At 68.9% G+C, this 18,905-nt stretch carries 14 protein-coding genes; 8 read left to right on the top strand and 6 right to left on the bottom strand.

Going from position 1 to position 18,905, the window contains the following annotated elements:
- Positions 1–1,277: 1,277 nt before the first annotated feature.
- Entirely contained in the window at positions 1,278–1,799 is a 522-nt protein-coding gene (locus JOF44_RS08715) for a hypothetical protein (RefSeq protein ID WP_209889831.1), read from the top strand.
- Positions 1,800–2,613: 814 nt separating this feature from the next.
- On the opposite strand, the gene JOF44_RS08720 is transcribed toward JOF44_RS08715, so the two are convergent.
- The 4 genes from JOF44_RS08720 to JOF44_RS08735 form a co-directional block, all read right to left on the bottom strand.
- Positions 2,614–3,237 carry a recombinase family protein gene (locus tag JOF44_RS08720; RefSeq protein ID WP_209895830.1) on the bottom strand — a complete coding sequence of 208 codons (624 nt, stop codon included), beginning with the start codon at positions 3,235–3,237 and terminating at the stop codon, positions 2,614–2,616.
- Between the two features lie 123 nt (positions 3,238–3,360).
- Positions 3,361–4,530: a TniQ family protein gene (locus JOF44_RS08725; protein WP_342591718.1), complete on the bottom strand. Its 1,170-nt coding sequence runs from the start codon at positions 4,528–4,530 to the stop codon at positions 3,361–3,363.
- A gap of 56 nt (positions 4,531–4,586) precedes the next feature.
- Positions 4,587–5,522, bottom strand: coding sequence for a TniB family NTP-binding protein (locus JOF44_RS08730; RefSeq protein ID WP_209889836.1), 936 nt, complete (start codon positions 5,520–5,522; stop codon positions 4,587–4,589).
- Positions 5,516–7,216: a Mu transposase C-terminal domain-containing protein gene (locus JOF44_RS08735; RefSeq protein WP_342591719.1), complete on the bottom strand. Its 1,701-nt coding sequence runs from the start codon at positions 7,214–7,216 to the stop codon at positions 5,516–5,518. Before JOF44_RS08735 ends, JOF44_RS08730 begins: the two co-directional genes overlap by 7 nt.
- Before the next feature lie 132 nt (positions 7,217–7,348).
- On the opposite strand from JOF44_RS08735, the gene JOF44_RS08740 reads away from it, so the two are divergent.
- Positions 7,349–7,903, top strand: coding sequence for a recombinase family protein (locus JOF44_RS08740; RefSeq protein ID WP_342591720.1), 555 nt, complete (start codon positions 7,349–7,351; stop codon positions 7,901–7,903).
- 176 nt (positions 7,904–8,079) lie between these two features.
- Here JOF44_RS08740 and JOF44_RS08745 read toward each other — a convergent pair whose 3' ends face one another.
- Positions 8,080–9,582, bottom strand: coding sequence for a recombinase family protein (locus JOF44_RS08745; RefSeq protein WP_209889845.1), 1,503 nt, complete (start codon positions 9,580–9,582; stop codon positions 8,080–8,082).
- On the opposite strand from JOF44_RS08745, the gene JOF44_RS08750 reads away from it, so the two are divergent.
- The 3 genes from JOF44_RS08750 to JOF44_RS08760 are packed head-to-tail and all read left to right on the top strand — an operon-like array spanning position 9,581 to position 10,442.
- A complete protein-coding gene (locus JOF44_RS08750; protein WP_209889847.1) occupies positions 9,581–9,718 on the top strand; it encodes a DUF4244 domain-containing protein in 138 nt (45 codons plus the stop codon). The two genes, JOF44_RS08745 and JOF44_RS08750, sit on opposite strands and share 2 nt — an antisense overlap.
- Positions 9,718–10,113, top strand: a complete 396-nt coding sequence (locus tag JOF44_RS08755) for a TadE family type IV pilus minor pilin (RefSeq protein ID WP_209889850.1) — start codon at positions 9,718–9,720, stop codon at positions 10,111–10,113. Before JOF44_RS08750 ends, JOF44_RS08755 begins: the two co-directional genes overlap by 1 nt.
- Positions 10,110–10,442: an Rv3654c family TadE-like protein gene (locus tag JOF44_RS08760; RefSeq protein ID WP_209889853.1), complete on the top strand. Its 333-nt coding sequence runs from the start codon at positions 10,110–10,112 to the stop codon at positions 10,440–10,442. Before JOF44_RS08755 ends, JOF44_RS08760 begins: the two co-directional genes overlap by 4 nt.
- Before the next feature lie 71 nt (positions 10,443–10,513).
- Here JOF44_RS08760 and JOF44_RS08765 read toward each other — a convergent pair whose 3' ends face one another.
- Entirely contained in the window at positions 10,514–13,006 is a 2,493-nt protein-coding gene (locus tag JOF44_RS08765) for a DEAD/DEAH box helicase (protein WP_209889856.1), read from the bottom strand.
- Positions 13,007–13,082: 76 nt separating this feature from the next.
- Between JOF44_RS08765 and JOF44_RS08770 the strand changes: the two genes are divergently transcribed.
- The 3 genes from JOF44_RS08770 to topA all read left to right on the top strand — a co-directional run bounded on the left by JOF44_RS08770 (position 13,083) and on the right by topA (position 18,580).
- On the top strand, positions 13,083–14,747 hold the full coding sequence (locus JOF44_RS08770) for a DUF7059 domain-containing protein (RefSeq protein ID WP_209889859.1): 1,665 nt from the start codon (positions 13,083–13,085) through the stop codon (positions 14,745–14,747).
- A complete protein-coding gene (locus JOF44_RS08775) occupies positions 14,744–15,736 on the top strand; it encodes a phosphatase PAP2 family protein (RefSeq protein ID WP_342591721.1) in 993 nt (330 codons plus the stop codon). The genes JOF44_RS08770 and JOF44_RS08775 overlap by 4 nt, the downstream gene beginning before the upstream one ends.
- 102 nt (positions 15,737–15,838) lie before the next feature.
- A complete protein-coding gene (gene topA / locus JOF44_RS08780) occupies positions 15,839–18,580 on the top strand; it encodes a type I DNA topoisomerase (protein ID WP_209889862.1) in 2,742 nt (913 codons plus the stop codon).
- Positions 18,581–18,905 lie beyond the last annotated feature (325 nt).

Below are 18,905 nucleotides of genomic sequence, written 5' to 3' on the forward strand. Positions count from 1 at the left end.
AGAGTTCGAGCACCCGTTAAGCCGACTCGCGAAAAGTCTCAACGGAGGACTGGAATACCCCGTACCAACATCTGACCGATGGTTGCGAGTAGGTCTGGCGCTAGCTCCGTGTTCAGTACTGGTGCTCGTATCCATTATCTGGTCTCCGGGCGCTCCCTTCCTGCTGGCTTTCGCGGGCGCTTTCGCGAGTATCCAGCTGGTTGGACCGTACAAGAGATGGTCTGATTTCGTCAGCGACCACCTGCAAGAGGCACGAGAACAGCATAGAACCGCTCTCCAGTGGGCTGTCATCAAATTGAACTTCCACAGTTCGCCCAAATTGTGGATAGGCCTGCGGCCGGTTGGCTACTCGCCCCTTGGTGAGTTGTTAGCAAGACGGCGGTTCCCGGGCTTGGTCCGGCGCTGGAGAAGAAGCTTCATCGACATAACGGGTCGAATGGTAGATCCCTCAACTTCAATGCCAACACCTGCCGCGTATCCCCGGTGGATATACGACCGGCGGGAAAGGTTCAGTTATTGGATCTTCGCGAGAAGGGGAAGCAGTGTGTTCTTCCGCCTACTTCGCGGCCTAGTCGGTTGGGTCCCGCTCCTTGTGGATAGGTGCGTATCTTCGGTTGCTGACTCCAAAGTGGTCTCGAAGCACAAGCAACAGAAGGCCGAGCGGCTGCTCACACAAGTCGGGAGGGAGCTCGTTCGCGCGACGACGTCTCGGGATGGGGACCGTCCAGTGCTACTCCTCGCCGCGCAAATTGGCCTGGATTATCGGAAACCTAGCATCAAAGACGGGTGGGTGGACGACGATGGAGTCAAACAGCAACTTCGGAAGCATGACTAAATCTATGTTCAACAAACGGTCGTATGTCGAACGCTGACGGATCGGCCGCCGAAAGGACGATTAATCGCCCCAATCTGTTCACAAACCCGTTCATTAACCGGTAGGCTGTAAGCAGGTTACTGAACACGTATGTTGAACGGGAGATTGTCATGGCACTGGTCGGCTTTGTCAGTATTCGAAGTCGTCTGCACGCATGTCTGAAGTCGCCTGCACGGACGAGTTGGGAGCCAGGGCGCTCTTGCGTCCTTACTGTGCGCCCATGATCGCGAGGTAAGCAGTCGACCTGCCCACGGAGAGCAGCTCGGCAAGCTCACGCTTGCCGTGCTCGTCAGCGGCGTGCAACCTGCGCAAGTTTCTGATGAGTCAACGCGCGGCAAGTTGACGTAGATCACCTGCTTCGATACGTTGCCGGTAGACAGCAAAACAGACCTTAGGGGGAACCATGGAACCGAGTCGCCGTTCACTGATCTTCAGGATCGCTCCCGCCCTAGGAGTGGCTGCAGGGTCTTTAGCAATTCCCAGCATTGCATCTGCGGATGACCCTGGACTTGACGAACAAGGAATCCATGAAGGGATCGATTACATCGAATCCATCCCAGACTCTGCACTTGTGAGCCAAGAGGCCTTCGACAGCTGGAAGCAAGAAAACCCTGTAGTCTCCCCCAGGGGCGCTGTGGGTTGCGGAATCGCGATTACTACCGCATTCGTATCCAATGCTCTCGTTGTGTCAAAGGTCCTGAAGATTAAGGCGGCAATCAAGGCCGCTGGCGGAGCCAAGAAGTTCGCTGACCTCCTCATCACCGGCTTCAAGGTTGCCAAGGCCGAAGGCAAGAGCAATAGTGCGGCTATCAAATTCGCCGCTCAGGAGGCCGCAGCAATCGGGGGGTCGGAGGCCCTGACTGCGATCCTTGAAGTCCTATCCGTTGCTGGTGTCGCGGAGAAGTGCTTTGGAGTTGACCTCTAAGCAATGAGTAACGATCCTCGCGCACAAAGCGGCCATCCTTCGGGGGCAAGCGAGGGTGGAAGCTCAGACACATGGGCGCTTTTATTCCTCGCTCTAGCCCTACTCTCAAACATGATTTTTGACGATCCGCCCGAGCAGTACCTTGGAATAGCATTCGCAGCGATTGCTTTGGGTTTTGCAATCGTTCATATTGTTCGTGCGCACACCAAACGGCGACGATAGATATTTGGGGTGGGATGGCAGTTAGATCGCGGGGCGCTCGACGCGTTGACTTTCCGCAGGATTGCTCCGGCATGGTCAGACCGAACAGGTGGGGTGCCGCTTGAAGAGGCGTAAGCGATTTAGATTAGACCGACCGAGAGTAGGGCCTCACTTCTTTGCCGGCTGGTCTTACTGCTGCACTGATCGACGCGACGTACGCGCCGGTGGGGGCGCGGAGACCTAAGCGAAGTCCCCTAGTCGGGTGACCGTGAGTCAGACCAGACGCCCTTCACCGCCATCCCGGTCCATGGCGATTGATCGTGGCATTCGCGCAGAGACGCGACTGGGTGCTGCGGCCGATGGTGGCCCCTCAAGAACGTAGTCGCGCTGGTGGGCTCTACGGCGATCGCTCGACGATAGATCGGCATCCGTGGACGCCTGGCCAGCGCCACGGCGCCTGCTCTTGATCAAAACCCGCGTCTGGTGGTTCTGCTCCACCCGTTCGATCATTCCTACGACGATGAGGGAACATGAAGACGCACTCTTTTACCCGCAAAACGTGAGGTCGTCGCTGTCCCGCGGCCCGATCTGCTTGGGTGACGTCTCCTCTGGCTTACTTGCCTCGGTGCTGGGACAGGAGTTTGCGTCCGTCCTCGCGGAGTTCGCCGGTGGGTGAGACGTGCCGGTAGAGAGTCTGGCGAGTCACGCCGAGTTCTTGGCAGAGGTCGCCGACGTTGGTGTCGGGCTGGCCCATGGACGCGGCGGCCAGGCGGACCTTGGCAGGCGTCATCTTGAAGGGGCGCCCACCCTTGCGCCCCCGGGCGCGGGCGGAGGCCAGCCCAGCGACGGTGCGTTCGGAGATCAGGGCCCGTTCGTATTCGGACAGGGCGGCGAAGATCCCGAAGACGAGCTTGCCGGAGGCGGTGGTGGTGTCGATGGCTGCGCCCTGTCCCGTGAGGACCTGCAGCCCGACGCCCCGGGCGGTGAGGTCGTCGACGATGGTGACAAGGTGGCGTAGGTTCCGTCCGAGTCGGTCCAGCTTCCACACCACCAACGTGTCCCCCTCGCGCAGCCCCTTCAGGCAGGCGACCAGCTGAGGCCGGTCATCCTTGGCGCCGGAGGCGTGGTCCTCATACACCCGCTCGGGGTCCACGCGGGCCGCGACCATCGCGTCGTGTTGCAGGTCGGTGGTCTGCGACCCGTCGGCCTTCGAGACCCGTACATACCCGACCAGCATCAGTCTCATCCCCCATCACGTATACGACCGATTACGTGACAACACCAGCTCGTCAGCTCGCTAGGGGCAAATGTATCACATAACCAGTCACCTAATCTAAGTCATGCGAAGGGGTAGTTTCAATCAATATGTGACAGTCGTGTCCGAGCCGGTCCGAGTCTTCGGTAGATGCGTCTGGGCCCGTGTCGGCGGGAGGTGGTCGTCGGGGATGCCGGCAGAGATCAGGTTCTCGCGGATACTCTGGAAAATCGTTTCGCTGTGCGTCAAGGCAGTCAGGGCGGACAGTAGCTGCCGAGCAGCGGCGGGATCTTCTTGGGCGAGGGCGATGGCATCGTTCCTTGCCTCTCTGGCCTCTTTCCAGTAGTTCCGAGGTGTGGGGACCGGTGGAGTGCCGTCAGGAACGGGCCGATGAGGCTCGGGGGTCAGGAGCTGGGCGAGGGTGCCGTGGCCGGCGACGTCGCCGGCTTCGATCAGGTCCAGGGCGGTGGCGGCAGCTTCGAGGAACATCTGCTGTTTCGGCCAGGGCAGCGCCTCGTAGCAGCGCCAGTGACCGACGAAACCGGCACGGACGGGATGGCCGGTCGTCTGCCAGATTTGGTCCATGGTGCGCCGAGAGCGGATGCGCAGCTTCGAGAACGGGGTGGACAGCTCGTCGATGAGCGTGCGCAGCAGCCGGAACCAGACCCCGACGTGGACCGATCGGCGCGGCAGAGTGACCGCGCCCATGCGCAGGCCCTGGTGCGTGCGCCGATCCATGGCGGTGACGGCCTCCGACGGCGCGGGGACCGTCGTGTCCGCGGGTCCCCAGCCGAGGAACGTGCCGGCGGCACCGATGGTCGGTGTGAGCGTGCAGCCGTGTTCGGGGCAGCTGAGCGTCAACGGCAGCTGGGAGACCACAGTGAAGGCCGGCGCCGTCGCCATGCAGTGGCGGCAGGCGCGGCGCAAGGGGCCGGAGGCCGGCATCCAGGCGAGCCAGCCGGATACCGGGCGGTGGCGTCGTTCCTTGGCAGTCAGGAGTAGTGAGTCTTGATGAACGTAGGTGTTGAACGCCTCCCCGGGCTCCGACTCTGGGCCGAGGGTATCCAGCAGCCAGGGCACCTGCCCGGCGATGGTCATCCGGCGCACGTCGCCGAGAGCAAAGCCGGTGCGCTCTGACAGCGCCAGCAGCACCGAGGTCGGCGGGTCCCAGTCCAGATCGCCGCGCGTGCGGACGGGCTCGGTTCCGGGCGGGGCGAGGTCGTGCCGGAGCAGCTCCTCGACCTCCATGTCGTAGAGCGCGGCCAGCCGGTTCACCCAAGACGAGAGTGCCTCGTCAGTGCGCGGTGGCGGGTGCAGCGGCCAGCGGCGCCTCATGCGAGTTCGCGTTCGAACATCCGGCGTCGTTCGGTGGGGCCGGCGTAGGGCGTCATCAACAAAGTGCGCTGGTTGATGGTCTCTTCGCCAGACTCGATCGCGGCCACGGCGGCGTCGGTGAGCAAGTGGGTGAGCTCGCCGATGGTGCCCTCGCTGCGGGTGAGTAGGTAGCGGGCCATGTCCTCGGTGGCGATGGCCGAGCGGCGGCGCAGCGGGAAGGCGGCGGCGAAGCTCGCCAGCAGCGCACGCGTCTCCTCGCCGGGTTCCCATCGGGGCAGGGTGACAGGCTCGAAGCGGTTCTCCAGCTGGTCATCGGAGCGGATCGCCAGGTACGCCTCGCGCGTGCCGACCCCGACCAGCGGGATGCGCAGCTCGTTGCCCAGGAACCGGATCAGGTTCAGAAACTCTCGTCGGGTGTTCCCGCGGCCGGCCAGGACGTTGTGTAGCTCGTCGATGACCAGGATCCGCACCCCGACCGCGCGCAGCAGCGACAGCGTGGCCTGCTCCAGCTCGGCCACACGCTGCCGGGGGCGCAGCGGCGCACCCATCGCGGCCAGCAACGCGACGTAGAACCGGCTCACCGTGGGCTCCGAGGGCATCTGCACGGCCAGCACCGGCATCTGCTCATGATTGGCGTGGGACGTGGACGGGTGGAGGCGGCGGAACTTCTCGATGATCATCGACTTGCCGTTATTCGTCGGGCCGATCAGCAACAGGTTCGGCATGCGCTGCTTGCTCGGCCACGCGTACAGCGTCTCCAGCCGCTCCAGCGCCGCGGTGGCGCGCGTGTAGCCGATCCACCGATCAGCGCGGACGTGCCCCAGCCTCTCCTGCGCTGGCAGCCGGGCCACCGACCGGGCACTTTCATGCAGATGATCCAGGTCGAAAACCGTGAGGTCCTCGCCGGCCCAGTGCTGGCCCTCGTTCACCATTGTTCGATCACCTCGAACGGTGCCACGGACCCCGCATCGGAAGCATTGCCGGTCTCGTCAACGGCAGCCGAGATGTCATCGGGCGGCGCCGCGGCGGGATTGGCCCGTGAGGCCGCGGCGCTCGCGTGGCCGCGGCGTTCGGCGTCGCGGCGGGCCCTGCGCGTGGCGGATCCAGCGGTGTCGGTGATGGTGCGCATCTGCTCAACCATCCGGAACAGCGCCTCCTCGTCGACCTGCGCCCGTCCCTCGGCCCGGAGCCGCTCCACTGCGGCGCGGTGCTCCCACACACTCACCGCCGGATGCGACAGCGTCCGGTACGGCACCGGCAGATAGGACGCGCCCTCGGGATCAAGGACCCAGATGCGGCTGAGGTCGCGGGGGTCGCGGCGAATGACGAACCGGTCCAGTCGGTCGCGGCGGGCGATCCACGGCTTGAGCGCGTCGCTGAAGTAATGGACGTGGTCGAGGACGAACCCGGTGCGGGTCAGCGTCCTGCGGAACACCGGCAGGAAGTCCACCAGGAATGCCGTCTCATTGGTCACCGTCACCACCGGCGTCTGGGCAGTACCGGTGGCCCAGCGAGCCTGCGGCGTCTGCCTGGTGGTGCTGTGGACCTGCCCGTGGTAGCTCGCTACCGCCAGCGCCAGCCACTTCTCCAGCTCCGCGACCGTCAAAACGGCCTTACTCTCGGAGTCGTAGTCGCCGCGCTGTGCCGGGTTGGAGAACGTCGTGCCGGGCAGCTCATGGACCATCTCCATCAGCGTGCCGATCACGCGCTCGACGATGCCGCCGTAGTGCGGGCGACCCGGCGGCCGGTAGCGCAACGTGATGCCGTGCTCCTGACAGCCTCGCCGCAGAGCCTCGCTCTTGAACTCCGCGGCGTTGTCCAAGAACAGCTCGCCCGGCTTGCCGGCCATCGGCCAGCCCACCTCGATACCGAGGCGCTCGACCCAGGCCCGCTTGTCGGTGACCATGTGCGCCAGACACAGCCCCACCGACAGCGCCGAAGGGGCCTCCAGCGTGATCACCAGACCCACGATGGACCGAGAGAAGACGTCGATCGCGACGGTCACGTACGGCCGCCCGATCGGCAGACGGTGCCGCTCATCGACCACGATCAGGTCCACCACGGTGTGATCGATCTGGACCTGCTCCAGCACGCCGGACACCGGTGGCACCCGCCCACCTGCTGACTCCAGCGACCGGGCCGCGTCCCGCCCCTCGCGGGCCACTGTCCCGGCGCGTGGGTCCAGGGCGGCGATGCGGCGCACGATCACTCCGCGTGAGGGAACGGGCAGGCCCCGGGTCCGGCACGTCTGCGTGATCTCCCGGTGAACCGCGGCAGTCTTCTTCCGCTGCCGGGTCAGGTAATGCTTGCCCAGCACCTCCCGGATCACCGCCTCCACCTCGGCCGACAGCCGCTGGCCGCCGCGGCCGCCGCTGGAACGACCCGGGATCAGGTCCGAGACCACGCCCTGCCCCTCACGCCACCGACGCAACAAGACATAGACCTGCCGCCGAGAAATACCCAGCCGCTCAGCCGCGGTCTCCACCGCCTCGACGCCGACCGTTCCGGCCTCGGCCAGGGGGCCGATCACCCCGGCCCGACGAACCGCCAGCGCCCACACCTCATCGGAGACGGTCAACAGACCGCGCTCAAGAACCACGTCATCATCGACTGCGTCGTCGTGCACAGGACTATGGAACAACGCGCCGGTCGTGCACACGGGTAGGGACACGCCGAAAGTTCACACTCCCATGCACACGACCCCGAACACGCAGGTCACTTGTGCAGGCGACTTCGGACATCGACAGGCTTGGTGCGAGTGAGCACGAAGAAGCAGGAGACGTCTCGGCAGCACGATGCCCTCGACCCGCTGTGCGTCAAGGTGTTCGAGGAGAAGGTCAGCGGCAAGCTCGACGTCGACGCCCGACCTGGGCTCCGCGAGGCGATCGAGTACATGAGGGACGGCGACATGTTAACCGTGCAGGAGGTCGACCGGCTCGGCCGCAACCTCCTGGAAGGACTCATCGTCCTGACCGACCTGTTCGAGCGCGGCATCGCGGTCAAGGTGTTGGAGGGGATCGCAGCCGGCGAGCACACCGAGCGCAGCCTCATCCTCGACCTGGCGCTGGCACTTGCCGAAGACCGTCGCCGCGACATCGTCCGCAAGACGAAGAATGGGCTGGAGGCGGCAAGGAAGCGCGGCAAGGTCGGTGGCCGGCCGCGGGTGATCGACGACGACAAGCGCATGGTGGTCCTCGCCCGTCGGGAACGGGGCGAGTCGATCCGAGAGATCGCGGCAGCCATAGGCGTCTCGGTGGGAGCCGTGCACGGTGTGATCTCCGAGCATGATCGCCTGGCGAAGACGGGGGTCTGAGCCTTGTTCGAGAGGGAAGGCGAGGCGTATCGTACCTGCGCCGAATGCGGAGCGGACTGCGAGCCGGAGCCGTTCGATGCCGGAGAAGGGCAAGGCATCAGAATCGCCTTCGCGTGCCCGACCCACGGCGTCCATAGCGTTGTGGACCCGTTCGAGGGCAAGCGGTAGCCCACTGTTCAGGTGGCGGACCGTTTCCAGTTGATCTCGACGGTGTCGGCGGCGGCGGCGAGGGTGGTGATTCGCTTTCCTGCACCGACGGGATGGATTACCACCGTCATGAGCGTCTCCACCACAGCGCGGCGACGGGCGAGCGTCCTCTCCTCATCGTGCCACCAGGCGCGAGCGTCAGCTACCCCGACCAGCTCGGCGAGAGGGTCGCTGGTGACGGCGCGGGCGATCTCTGTATCCACGGCCCGCAGCTGGTGATTGAGGTCGTCTAGGGCTTCCTCGGCGTCTTCCTCGGTCGCACTGCCGGACGCGATCAGCTTGAGAACACTCTTGCGCCGCCCGAGTAGGGCGATGCGCTGGGCGTGGAGCACCCGGACGTCGACGGCGTCCGGCTTCGAGGCCAGCAGGTCGAGCGTGTCGGGCTTGGACAGGCGTGCGATGCACACCTCTGAGATGAACTCGTCGATGATCTCGCCCCGGCGCATGATGTGGCCGTTCACGCAACGGTACGTATGATACCGCTGGCCGGGAGCGGTGCCGGAGCCATCCTTCCGAGGGGTCGGGTGGGTCATCCCGCGTGCGGAGCGGACCGGCTGGCGGCACACGAAGCAGATGGCCAGGCCGGAGAGCAACCACTTCCGGGCGGTGCCCTGGTGGTTGGGCTTGACGCCGACGAGCTTGTCGCGAGCGGCGACAAGGTGACCGCGCTCGATGAGGGCCTCCCACGCGCCGGGCGTGCAGGCCGCAAGGTCGATGGCGGCGAGATCGTGTGGCTGGCTTCCTTGGGACGGAGCCAGTAGTGCCGAGTACAGAGGGTTCATGAGGATGCGGCGGATCGTCGGTGTGCGCCAGCGGGCACCTTTGCGTGTCGACCTGCCGGCGGTGTTGAGGTCGCGGGCAATCTGTCCGAGAGGAGCACCGGCCAGGAACTCGTTGAAGATCACCCTTACGTCTTGGGCCTCGTCTTCATCGATGACGTACCTTGTCCCGATCTGGTCACGGTTGGCGGCGGCGACCCACCTATAGCCGTGTGGCGCCTTGCCGGGAGACGGGTGTCCAGCGACGCGACGCTCTCGGGCATAACGGGCGTCTCGCTGAGCCTTGAGCTTCACCTCGTTCTCGGCGACCAGGACGAGCAACTTGAGCTGGAAGTCGTCGACAGCGGTGTCGATGCCCTGCCGGATGACGATCACGCGCATGGCTCGCCGGGGCGGAGTGACGTCAAGGACGTCGGTGAGGTTGCGAGTGAGTCGAGAAGTCTCGGTGACGATCAGGATGTCGAACTGGCCGTCGTCGAACGCGCGGAGCATCTTGTGCCAGTCGGTCTTGGGGCCTCGCTCTGTGGTGCCGCTGGTGTCGTTGTCGATGTACTTGGCGAGGACCGGCCAACCGCGCCGATGAGCGTCCTCCTCACAATCGATGATCTGCTGCGTGATGCCCTGATCCTCCTCGACGCTCTGGCGTGCGTAGAGGGCGACACGAGGAACAGCGCCGGCGGGTTCGGTAGTCATGATTCAAGTATGCCGTAAGTCGTCTATAGCGGCCGCCTGCGGGTTCGCCGCCGTCCTGGTCGCTCTGCTGGCGTCCGGCGAGGTGCGGGAGCTCCTGCTGGGGATCATCACGTCCGCTCTGTCGATGGGGTCGTGATGACGCGGTCCGCCCGGTCGTCCCGCTGGCGGGACGACCGGGGGTCCGCCACGGCGGAGACGGCGATCGTGCTGCCCGTGGTGGTCGTGATGGTGCTCGTGATCCTGCTGGTCGGCGCCGGTCTGGGCACCCAGCTCCGCCTCGAGAGTGCGGCTCGTGGTGCTGCCCGGGAGCTGGCTCGCGGTGAGTCGGCCGCCGCCGCGGTCGACACCGCTCAGCGGATCGGCGGCGAGGACACCCAGGTGCAGGTCTCCGGCAGCGGGGCGTGGGTGCAGGTGGAGGTCACGCGGGTGGTGGAGGCTCCGGTCGGGACGCTGTCGGGGGCTCACTGGGAGCTGTCGGCCGACGCCGAGGCTCGACGGGAGCCGCATCTGGTCGACGGCGGCGGGTCATGAGCACCGGGGCCGCCGGGGTGCTGGCGTGGACCGGGGCCGCGACCGCTGCCGTCGCGGGGCTGTCCCTGCTGGGCACCGGAGTGCTGGCGACGTCGCAGGCGGCCACCGCCGCGGATCTGGCGGCCCTCGCCGGAGCCGACGCCCTCGCAGCTGCGAGCACCCGGCCCTGCGCGGTGGCGGCGGAGACCGCCTCGCGCAACGACGCCCGGCTGACCAGCTGCGAGCGACGCGCCTGGGACGTCCTGGTGCAGGTCGAGGTCGACGCCTCGCCGCTGCCGCCGGCGAGCGCACGCGCCCGGGCGGGGCCCGGACCCGAGGAGCTGCCCTGACCGTGCCGGGCCGTCGGCGTGCCCGACGGGCGGAGACCTGATGACCGCCACCCCGCCGCCCGCACTCCGGCTCAGGCCGGCGCCGGGGCCTCCGGCCGCAGCAGGGCCAGCAGCTTCTGCGCCTCCGGTTTGGACAGCGGCTCGTTGCCGTTGCCGCACTTGGGGGAGACGACGCACGCGGGACAGCCCGCCTCGCAGCCGCATTCGGCGATCATGTCCGCGGTGGCCCGTACCCACGCGGCGGCGTCGTCGGCCCCGCGCTCGGCGAAGCCGGCCCCGCCCGGGGCGCCGTCGTAGACGAAGATCGTCGGCTCGCCGGTGTCCTCGTGCTGGGCGGCGGAGACCCCGCCGATGTCCCAGCGATCGCAGGTCGCCAGCAGCGGCAGCATCGAGATCGCGGCGTGCTCGGCCGCGTGCAGCGCGCCGGGCAGCTCCTCGCCCGGGAGCTCGGCGGCGTCGGTCCGGGACTGCGGGATCACCCACCACACCGCCTTCGTGGTCAGGGTGCGCGGGGGCAGATCGAGCGGGTGCTGGGCGAGCACCGCCTGCGTGAACACGTCCCGCACCTGGTAGCCGGTGACCTGGTCGGTGACGTCCACGGTGCCGAAGCACAGCTGGACCCCGTCGGCCCAGGCGACCTCTCGATCCGTCTGGCGGATGCGGATGGTCGAGGTCGACTGCGGGTGGGTGGAGTGCAGCGGGTCCTCGCGGTGGACGAAGGCGACCGCCTGCTCGACGTCGAGATGGCGCACCACGTAGCTGGTGCGCTGGTGGAGGTAGACGGCGCCGTCGTGGACCTGGGTGTGGGCGCTGGCCGCGTCGACGGTGCCCAGCAGGGTACCGCTGGCCTCCTCGACGATCCGCACCGGCTCCCCGCCGCTGCCGCGCAGGTCGGTCAGATCGTGCGCGGACTCGGTCATGGTCCAGTACCAGCCGGTCGGGCGGGCGCGCAGGACGCCGCGGGCCGCCAGGGTGGTCAGCAGCTCCCGGGCGGTGGGCCCGAAGATCTCCTCCTCGCCGTCGCGGATCGCGAGCTCGGAGGCCGCGGCGCAGAGGTGGGGCGTCATCACATAGGGGTTCGCGGGATCGAACACGGCCGCCTCGACCTCGGCGCCGAACACCGTCTCGGGATGGTGGACGACGTAGGTGTCCAGCGGATCCTCCCGCGCCACGAAAAGCGCCAACGCATCACCGCCGCGCTCCTGGCGCCGCCCGGCGCGGCCGAACTGCTGCCACAGGGAGGCCCGGGTGCCGGGCCAGCCGGCGATCACCACGGCATCGAGCCCGGCGATGTCGATGCCCAGCTCGAGCGCATTGGTGGAGGCCAGCGCCCGCAGCTCCCCGGAGCGCAGGGCGTCCTCGAGCTCGCGGCGCTCCCGGGCCAGGTAGCCGCCGCGGTAGGCCGCCACCCGCCGCGCCCGATCGGCCAGCTGCGGGGACAGCGCGTGCTCGGCCTTCTGCTCCAGCAGGCGCCGGGCCCCGCTGGAGACCAGCTCCGCCCCGCGGCGGGAGCGGGCGAACACGAGGGTCTGGATGTCCCGCTCGACCAGGTCCGCCAGCAGTGCGCCCGCCTCGGAGGTGGCCGAGCGGCGCAGCGGCTCCTCGGCGCCGGACCGGTGCGGCGTCCCGTCGGGGTCATCCTCCTCCGCGTCGTCGTCCGGCTCCGCCGGGCCCCGCCCGGCGGCTTGGCCCAGATCCCGGCCCGCGGCGGCGCCCCCGGGGCCCCGGCCGTCGACCCGGGTGCGGGTGCCCGGCTCCCACAGGCCGACGGTCAGCCCGGCCCGCGGAGAACCGTCCTCGGTGACCGCGGTGACGTCCTGGCCGATCAGCCGGCTCGCCGACAGCTCGGGGTTCGCGGTCGTGGCCGAGGCCAGGATGAACGTGGGATCGGCCCGGTAGTGGGCGGCGATCCGCCGCAGGCGCCGCATCACCATCGCCACGTGGCTGCCGAAGACGCCGCGGTAGCTGTGGCACTCGTCGATGACCACATAGCGCAGCGCCCGGAAGAAGCTCGCCCATTGCTCGTGCCCGGGCAGGATCCCGAAATGCAGCATGTCCGGGTTGGTCAGCACCACGGTGCCGTGCCGACGCACCCAGCGCCGCTGCTCGGTCGGGGTGTCGCCGTCGTAGACCGCGACCCGGGCATCGCGCAGCCCGGCCCCGTCGGCCATCGCGGTGATGTTGGTCAGCTGATCGGCGGCCAGCGCCTTCGTCGGCGACAGATACAGGGTCGTGGCACGCCGTGCCGCGGGGTCGAGCTCGCGGGCGCCGACGGCGGTGAGCATCGGCAGGAGATAGGCGAGCGACTTGCCCGAGGCGGTCGCCGTGGCCAGGACCACGTTCGTCCCCTCGTGCGCCAGCTGCGCGGCCTGCTCCTGATGGGTCCAGGGCGCCGTGATCCCCTGCTCACCCAGGTGCGTCAGCAGGCGCGGATCGACCCAGTCGGGGAAGCTGCCGCGGCGACCGGCCCGGGCAGGGCGCTGCTCGACGTGGGTGAGGCAGGTTCTGCGGATCTGCGGCTGCGAAAGATCGGCCAGGAGGTCGGCCGCTCTGCCTGCCCGCATCCGCTCCTCGATTCCTCGACATCTCCTCCACCCGCGCTCCCGATCGGTGACAGGCGGCTGGGGCACAATCGTAGCCATGTCCTCCGACCCACCACCGGTTCCCCCGAGGGCGCTGCCGGCGCTGATCTCCGCGCTGCGGTCCGATCTGCTCGCCGCGCCGTACACGAGCGCGGCGATCGAGGCCCTGCTGGGGCCCGTCGCATCCGCTGCGCTGGCCCGCGAGAACGCGGTCCCGGCCGATCGCGTGACCGCTGCACTGCTCGATCCCCCCGCGGTGCTGCTGCGGCTGTTCACCCTGGGCGCCGTGGTGCCGCGCTCGCTGGTGGAGGCGGCCCTGCCCACCCTCGGGGTCGACGGGGCCCTGCACCTGGGGCTGCTCGGGCCCGCCTCCCTGGCCGATCCGTACGGCCGGGACGATCATGCCGCCGACGATCCGGACACCCCGCTGCGCGCCCTGATCGACCTGGCCCCCTATGCGGCGAGCGACGACGCGGGCGAGATCTCCTGGTGGATCGCCTCGGACCTCTCGGAGCTGGCGACCGGCCGTGCGCTGGGGCCCGAGCACGTCCTCGGCGTTGGCGGCGCGTCGCTGACGCTGGCGCGGATCACCCCGCGGGAGCAGGTGGGGACGGTGCTGGACCTGGGCTGCGGCGGCGGGATCCAGGCGATGCACGCCTCCCGCCACGCCGATCGCGTGATCGCCACGGACCTCTCCGCCCGGGCGCTGGACTTCGCCGCCTTCAACGCCGCGCTGAACGGGATCGACCTCGAGCTGCGCCAGGGTTCCCTGCTGGATCCGGTGGGCGAGGAGAGCTTCGACCTGATCATCTCCAACCCGCCCTTCGTCATCACCCCGCGGGGCCGGCCCCACGGAGGCCACGGGGCCGACGGGGCCGACGGGGCCGACGGGGCCGGGGCCGACGGCAGCGGGACCGCGACCCCGAGGTGGACCTACCGCGACGGCGGCCGCGCCGGCGACACCCTGCTGGCCGAGCTGCTGACCGCCCTGCCCGCGCATCTCGCGCCGGGCGGCCGCGCGGTCCTGCTCGGCAACTGGGAGATCTCCCCCGACGCCGCCTGGGACGAGCACCCGCGGTCCTGGCTCGAGCCCGCCGCGGCCGGCGGCGTCGACGCCTGGGTGATCCAGCGCGATCAGGAGGATCCGGCGCAGTACGCGGAGACCTGGGTCCGCGACGGCGGCGTCACAGACCGCGACCAGCGCTGGTCCGCCCTGGTGTCCGCCTGGCTCGCGGACTTCGCCGACCGCGACGTCGAGGCCGTCGGCTTCGGCTACCTCCTGCTGCACCGCCCCGACCCGGGCCTCTCCGCCTCCCGCCGCGGCGTGCTGCGCACCGAGGTCGCCACCGGCACCGGCACGGGATCGCCGGCCGCCCATCTCGCCGCCGGTCTCACGGCGCTCGATGTCCTCGCGGGCCTGGACGACGAGGCCCTCGCGACGCGCCGCCTCGTGCGCGCCGAGGACGTCGTCGAGCGCCGCCATCTGACGCCGGGTGCCTGGGATCCGATGCTGATCGAGCTGGTCCAGGGAGCGGGCCTCGCCCGCGTGGTCCGCGCCGATCAGATGCTGGCCGCGACCGTCGGCGCCCTGGACGGCACCCTCACCGTCGGCCAGGTCGTCGCCGCGGTGTGCGCCCTGACCGATGCCGACCCCGACGAAGCCCTCGAGCAGGTGCTGCCGATCCTGCGCGACCTCGTCCTCACATCGATGGTGACCCTGTGAACGATTCCCTCGAGAACCCAGCCGCCCCACGGTCACTGCGCCCCCGCGGCGCGACGGCCCGGCCGCTGCTGTCCCTGCTGGCCGCGGCCGCCTGCGCCGTCCTGCTCATGCTGCTGGCCCGCACCGCGGTCGGCATGGCGAGCGGGCAGCGGCTGGACCAGCTGATCCTCTCGGGAGCTCAGGACTACGAGGGGACCCTGGCCCAGTACGCGGCGACCGCCGTGGGGACCGTGAGCTTCCCGGTGATGGCCGGGCTGCTCGCGGCCGCCGTCGTGCTGGTGCTGCTGCGCCGACGCCTGGCCCTGCTGCTCCCGCTGGGTCTGCTGGTGGTCGGCGCGAACCTCACCACCCAGATCCTCAAGCACCTGGTGGTCTCCCGGGAGGCGCTGGGCCCGGGCATCGACATCACCCCGAACTCCTTCCCCTCCGGGCACACCACCCTGGCCGCGGCGGCCACGATCGCCGTGGTGCTCGCCTCCGGCCGGGGGCGCGTGGTCCTGGCCCCGCTGGGCGCGGTGTGGACCGCCGCGGCGGGCATCGGCACCCTGGTGCTGGGCTGGCACCGGCCCAGCGACGTGATCGGTGCGATCGTGATCGTCGCCGCCTGGACCTTCCTGGTCCTGTTCCTCGACGGGCTGCACACCCGCCACCGTCTCGGCCGGGCCACGCCGCCTCCGGGGCACGGACGACGTCGCCGCGGCGGCGCAGAGTCCTCCGGAGGACGGCCGCGCCGTCTGCGCATGTCCCCGGCCGACGCGGTGGTCGCCGTGCTGCTCGGCCTGGCGGGGGTGGCGGGGCTTGCCTACGGCGGGTTCCAGCTGTCCTCCCTGCAGCTGCCGCTGGATCTCGAGGACGTCGCCCAGCAGCAGGGTTCCTTCGTCGCCATGGCCGCCCTGATCGGTGGCGGCACCACCGCGTGGATGGCATTGGTGCTCGTGCTGCGCACGCCGATCTCACACAGGAGCCGCTCCGGCGACCGTGTACCGTGAGCAATCGCCGAGCGCTCGGACGAGCCCGGCGGACCCCGGACCACGGCATTCAGCTACGGCGGACGGGCCGCGACGCGACGCGGCGAGGAAGGACATATCAACGTGACTGGCGGACGGCATCTGGTGATCGTCGAGTCCCCGGCGAAGGCCCGCACGATCGGGCGCTACCTGGGCGACGACTTCATCGTCCAGGCTTCGGTCGGACATATCCGAGACATCCCGGTGCCCCGTGACCTGCCGGCGGATATGAAGAAGGGTCCCTACGGGCGGTTCGGCGTGGACGTCGAGGACGGCTTCGACCCGTACTACATCGTCAGCCCCGACAAGAAGAAGACCGTCGCGGACCTGAAGAAGGCCCTCAAGGAGGCCGACACCCTCTACCTCGCCACGGATGAGGACCGCGAGGGTGAGGCGATCGCCTGGCACCTGCTGGAGACCCTCAAGCCCAAGAAGTCCCTGCCGGTCAAGCGCATGGTCTTCCACGAGATCACCAAGGACGCGATCCAGGCGGCGCTGGAGAACACCCGCGAGATCGACTCCCACCTGGTCGACGCGCAGGAGACGCGGCGGATCCTGGATCGACTGGTCGGCTTCGAGCTGTCGCCCGTGCTGTGGCGCAAGATCAAGCCGTCCCTGTCGGCCGGCCGGGTGCAGTCGGTCGCGACGCGCCTCGTGGTCGAGCGCGAGCGGGAGCGGATGGCCTTCGTCCCCGCCGACTACTGGGACGTGACCGGCACCTTCGCCGCCGAGACCGGCCAGTTCAGCGCGAAGATCTCCACCGTCGACGGCTCCCGCGTCGCCACCGGCTCCGACTTCGCCGACGACGGCACGCTGAAGCCGAAAGCCAAGACCGCCGCCGTCCTGACCGAGGAGTCCACGAAGACCCTGGTCGAAGCGCTGACCGACGCTCCGGCCGAGGTCGCCGCGCTGGAGTCCAAGCCGTACACGCGCCGGCCGGCCGCACCGTTCACCACCTCCTCGCTGCAGCAGGAGGCCTCCCGCAAGCTGCGCCTGGGGGCCCGCCAGGCGATGCGAGTGGCGCAGTCGCTGTACGAGAACGGCTACATCACCTACATGCGTACCGATTCGGTCACGCTCTCCGGGGAAGCGATCAAGGCCTCCCGCGGCCAGGCCGCCGAGCTGTACGGCTCCCAGTACGTGCCGGACAAGCCGCGCTACTACCAGACCAAGTCCCAGAGCGCTCAGGAGGCGCACGAGGCGATCCGCCCCGCCGGGGACCGCTTCCGCACCCCGGCCGACGTGGCCGGGCAGCTCTCGGGCGACGAGTTCCGCCTCTACGAGCTGATCTGGAAGCGCACCGTCGCCTCGCAGATGGCCGACGCCAAGGGCACCACCTCCACCGTCGAGCTCTCGCTCGAGCAGTCCGGCCGCACCGCGACCTTCCGCGCCGCCGGCACCGTGATCACCTTCCGCGGCTTCCTGGCCGCCTACGAGGAGGGGCGCGACGCCAGCCGCTACGGCAACGACGACTCCGGCGACAAGCGCCTGCCGCAGATGGAGGAGGGCCAGCAGCTCGACACCCGCGAGCTGACCCCCGACGGCCACACCACGACACCTCCCCCGCGCTACACCGAGGCCTCGCTGGTGCGGGCGCTGGAGGAGCGCGGCATCGGCCGTCCCTCGACCTACGCCTCCACCGTCGCGACGGTGCAGGATCGCGGCTACGTGCTGCGCCGGGGCAGCGCCCTGGTGCCCAGCTGGACCGCCTTCGCCGTGGTGCGCCTGCTGGAGGAGCACTTCGGGGCGTTCGTCGACTACGACTTCACCGCCCAGATGGAGCAGCAGCTGGACCGCATGGCCCAGGGCGAGCTGGGCCGCAAGGAGTACCTCGAGGAGTTCTACCGCGGGGACGGCGAGAACGGCCCCATCGGGCTCAAGCGCATGGTCGACGACCTGGGCGACATCGACGCCCGGGCGATCAACAGCATCGAGATCGGCGAGGGCATCACGCTGCGCGTGGGCCGCTACGGCGCCTATGTCGAACGCGCGGCGCGCGACGAGAACGGTGAGCTCATCGAGGGCGCGACCCCGCAGCGCTCCTCGGTCTCCGACGAGGTCGCCCCCGACGAGCTGACCGTCGCCAAGGCCCAGGAGATGCTGGAGCGGGCCAAGGACGACGGGCGGGTGCTGGGCACCGATCCGGAGACCGGGCACGAGGTCGTCGCCAAGGACGGTCGTTTCGGTCCCTATGTCACCGAGGTCCTGCCGGAGATCGAGGGCGACAAGACCCCGAAGTCCAAGAAGCCCAAGCCGCGCACCGGCTCGCTGCTGACGTCGATGGACCTGGCCACCGTCACCCTCGAGGACGCTCTGAAGCTGCTGAGCCTGCCGCGCGTGGTCGGCACCACCGAGGACGGCACCGATGTCACGGCGCAGAACGGCCGCTACGGCCCGTACCTCAAGAAGGGCACGGACTCCCGCTCGCTGGAGACCGAGGACCAGATCTTCTCCATCACGATGGAGGAGGCCGAGAAGCTCTACGCCCAGCCCAAGACGCGGGGGCGGGCCGCCGCCAAGCCGCCGCTGAAGGAGCTCGGCACCGACCCGACCAGCGAGAAGCCGATCGTGATCAAGGACGGCCGCTTCGGCCCGTACATCACCGACGGCGCCACGAACGTCTCGCTGCGCTCCACGGAGAGCGTCGAGGAGATCACCGAGAAGGTGGCGATCGAGAAGCTCGCGGACAAGCGCGCGAAGGGTCCGGCGAAGAAGAAGGCCCCCGCCAAGCGCACCACCACGCGCTCGAAGAGCTCGACCGCGACGAAGAGCTCGACCGCGTCGAAGAGCTCGACCGCGTCGAAGAGCTCGACCGCGAAGAAGTGAGTCGCGTCGGCGCCTGACGGGCCGCACCGACCACGAGAACGGGGCACGGACCACCAGGTCCATGCCCCGTCCTCGTGCCACCCGGCCGCTCCCCTGTCGGCCGCTCGCCATCCGCCGGCCCCCGGCCGCCGACGACGTCCTCGCGGGCGCGCACCATGCCTCGTGTCGAGCGCACCGGCCGCCTCGCACACCCCTTCTCGGTTTCGGACAAAACGGTCGCATGCGCGTATGCTTCGAGAACTGGACCACTCCGGTCGCATCCACGCATGCCAGGTCACAAGGCGGCATCGACGACGAGCCGCGTCGCCCCGGACGTTCCCCGCCG

It is taken from the genome of Brachybacterium fresconis (genome assembly GCF_017876515.1).
GTDB classification, from domain to species: Bacteria; Actinomycetota; Actinomycetes; order Actinomycetales; family Dermabacteraceae; genus Brachybacterium; species Brachybacterium fresconis.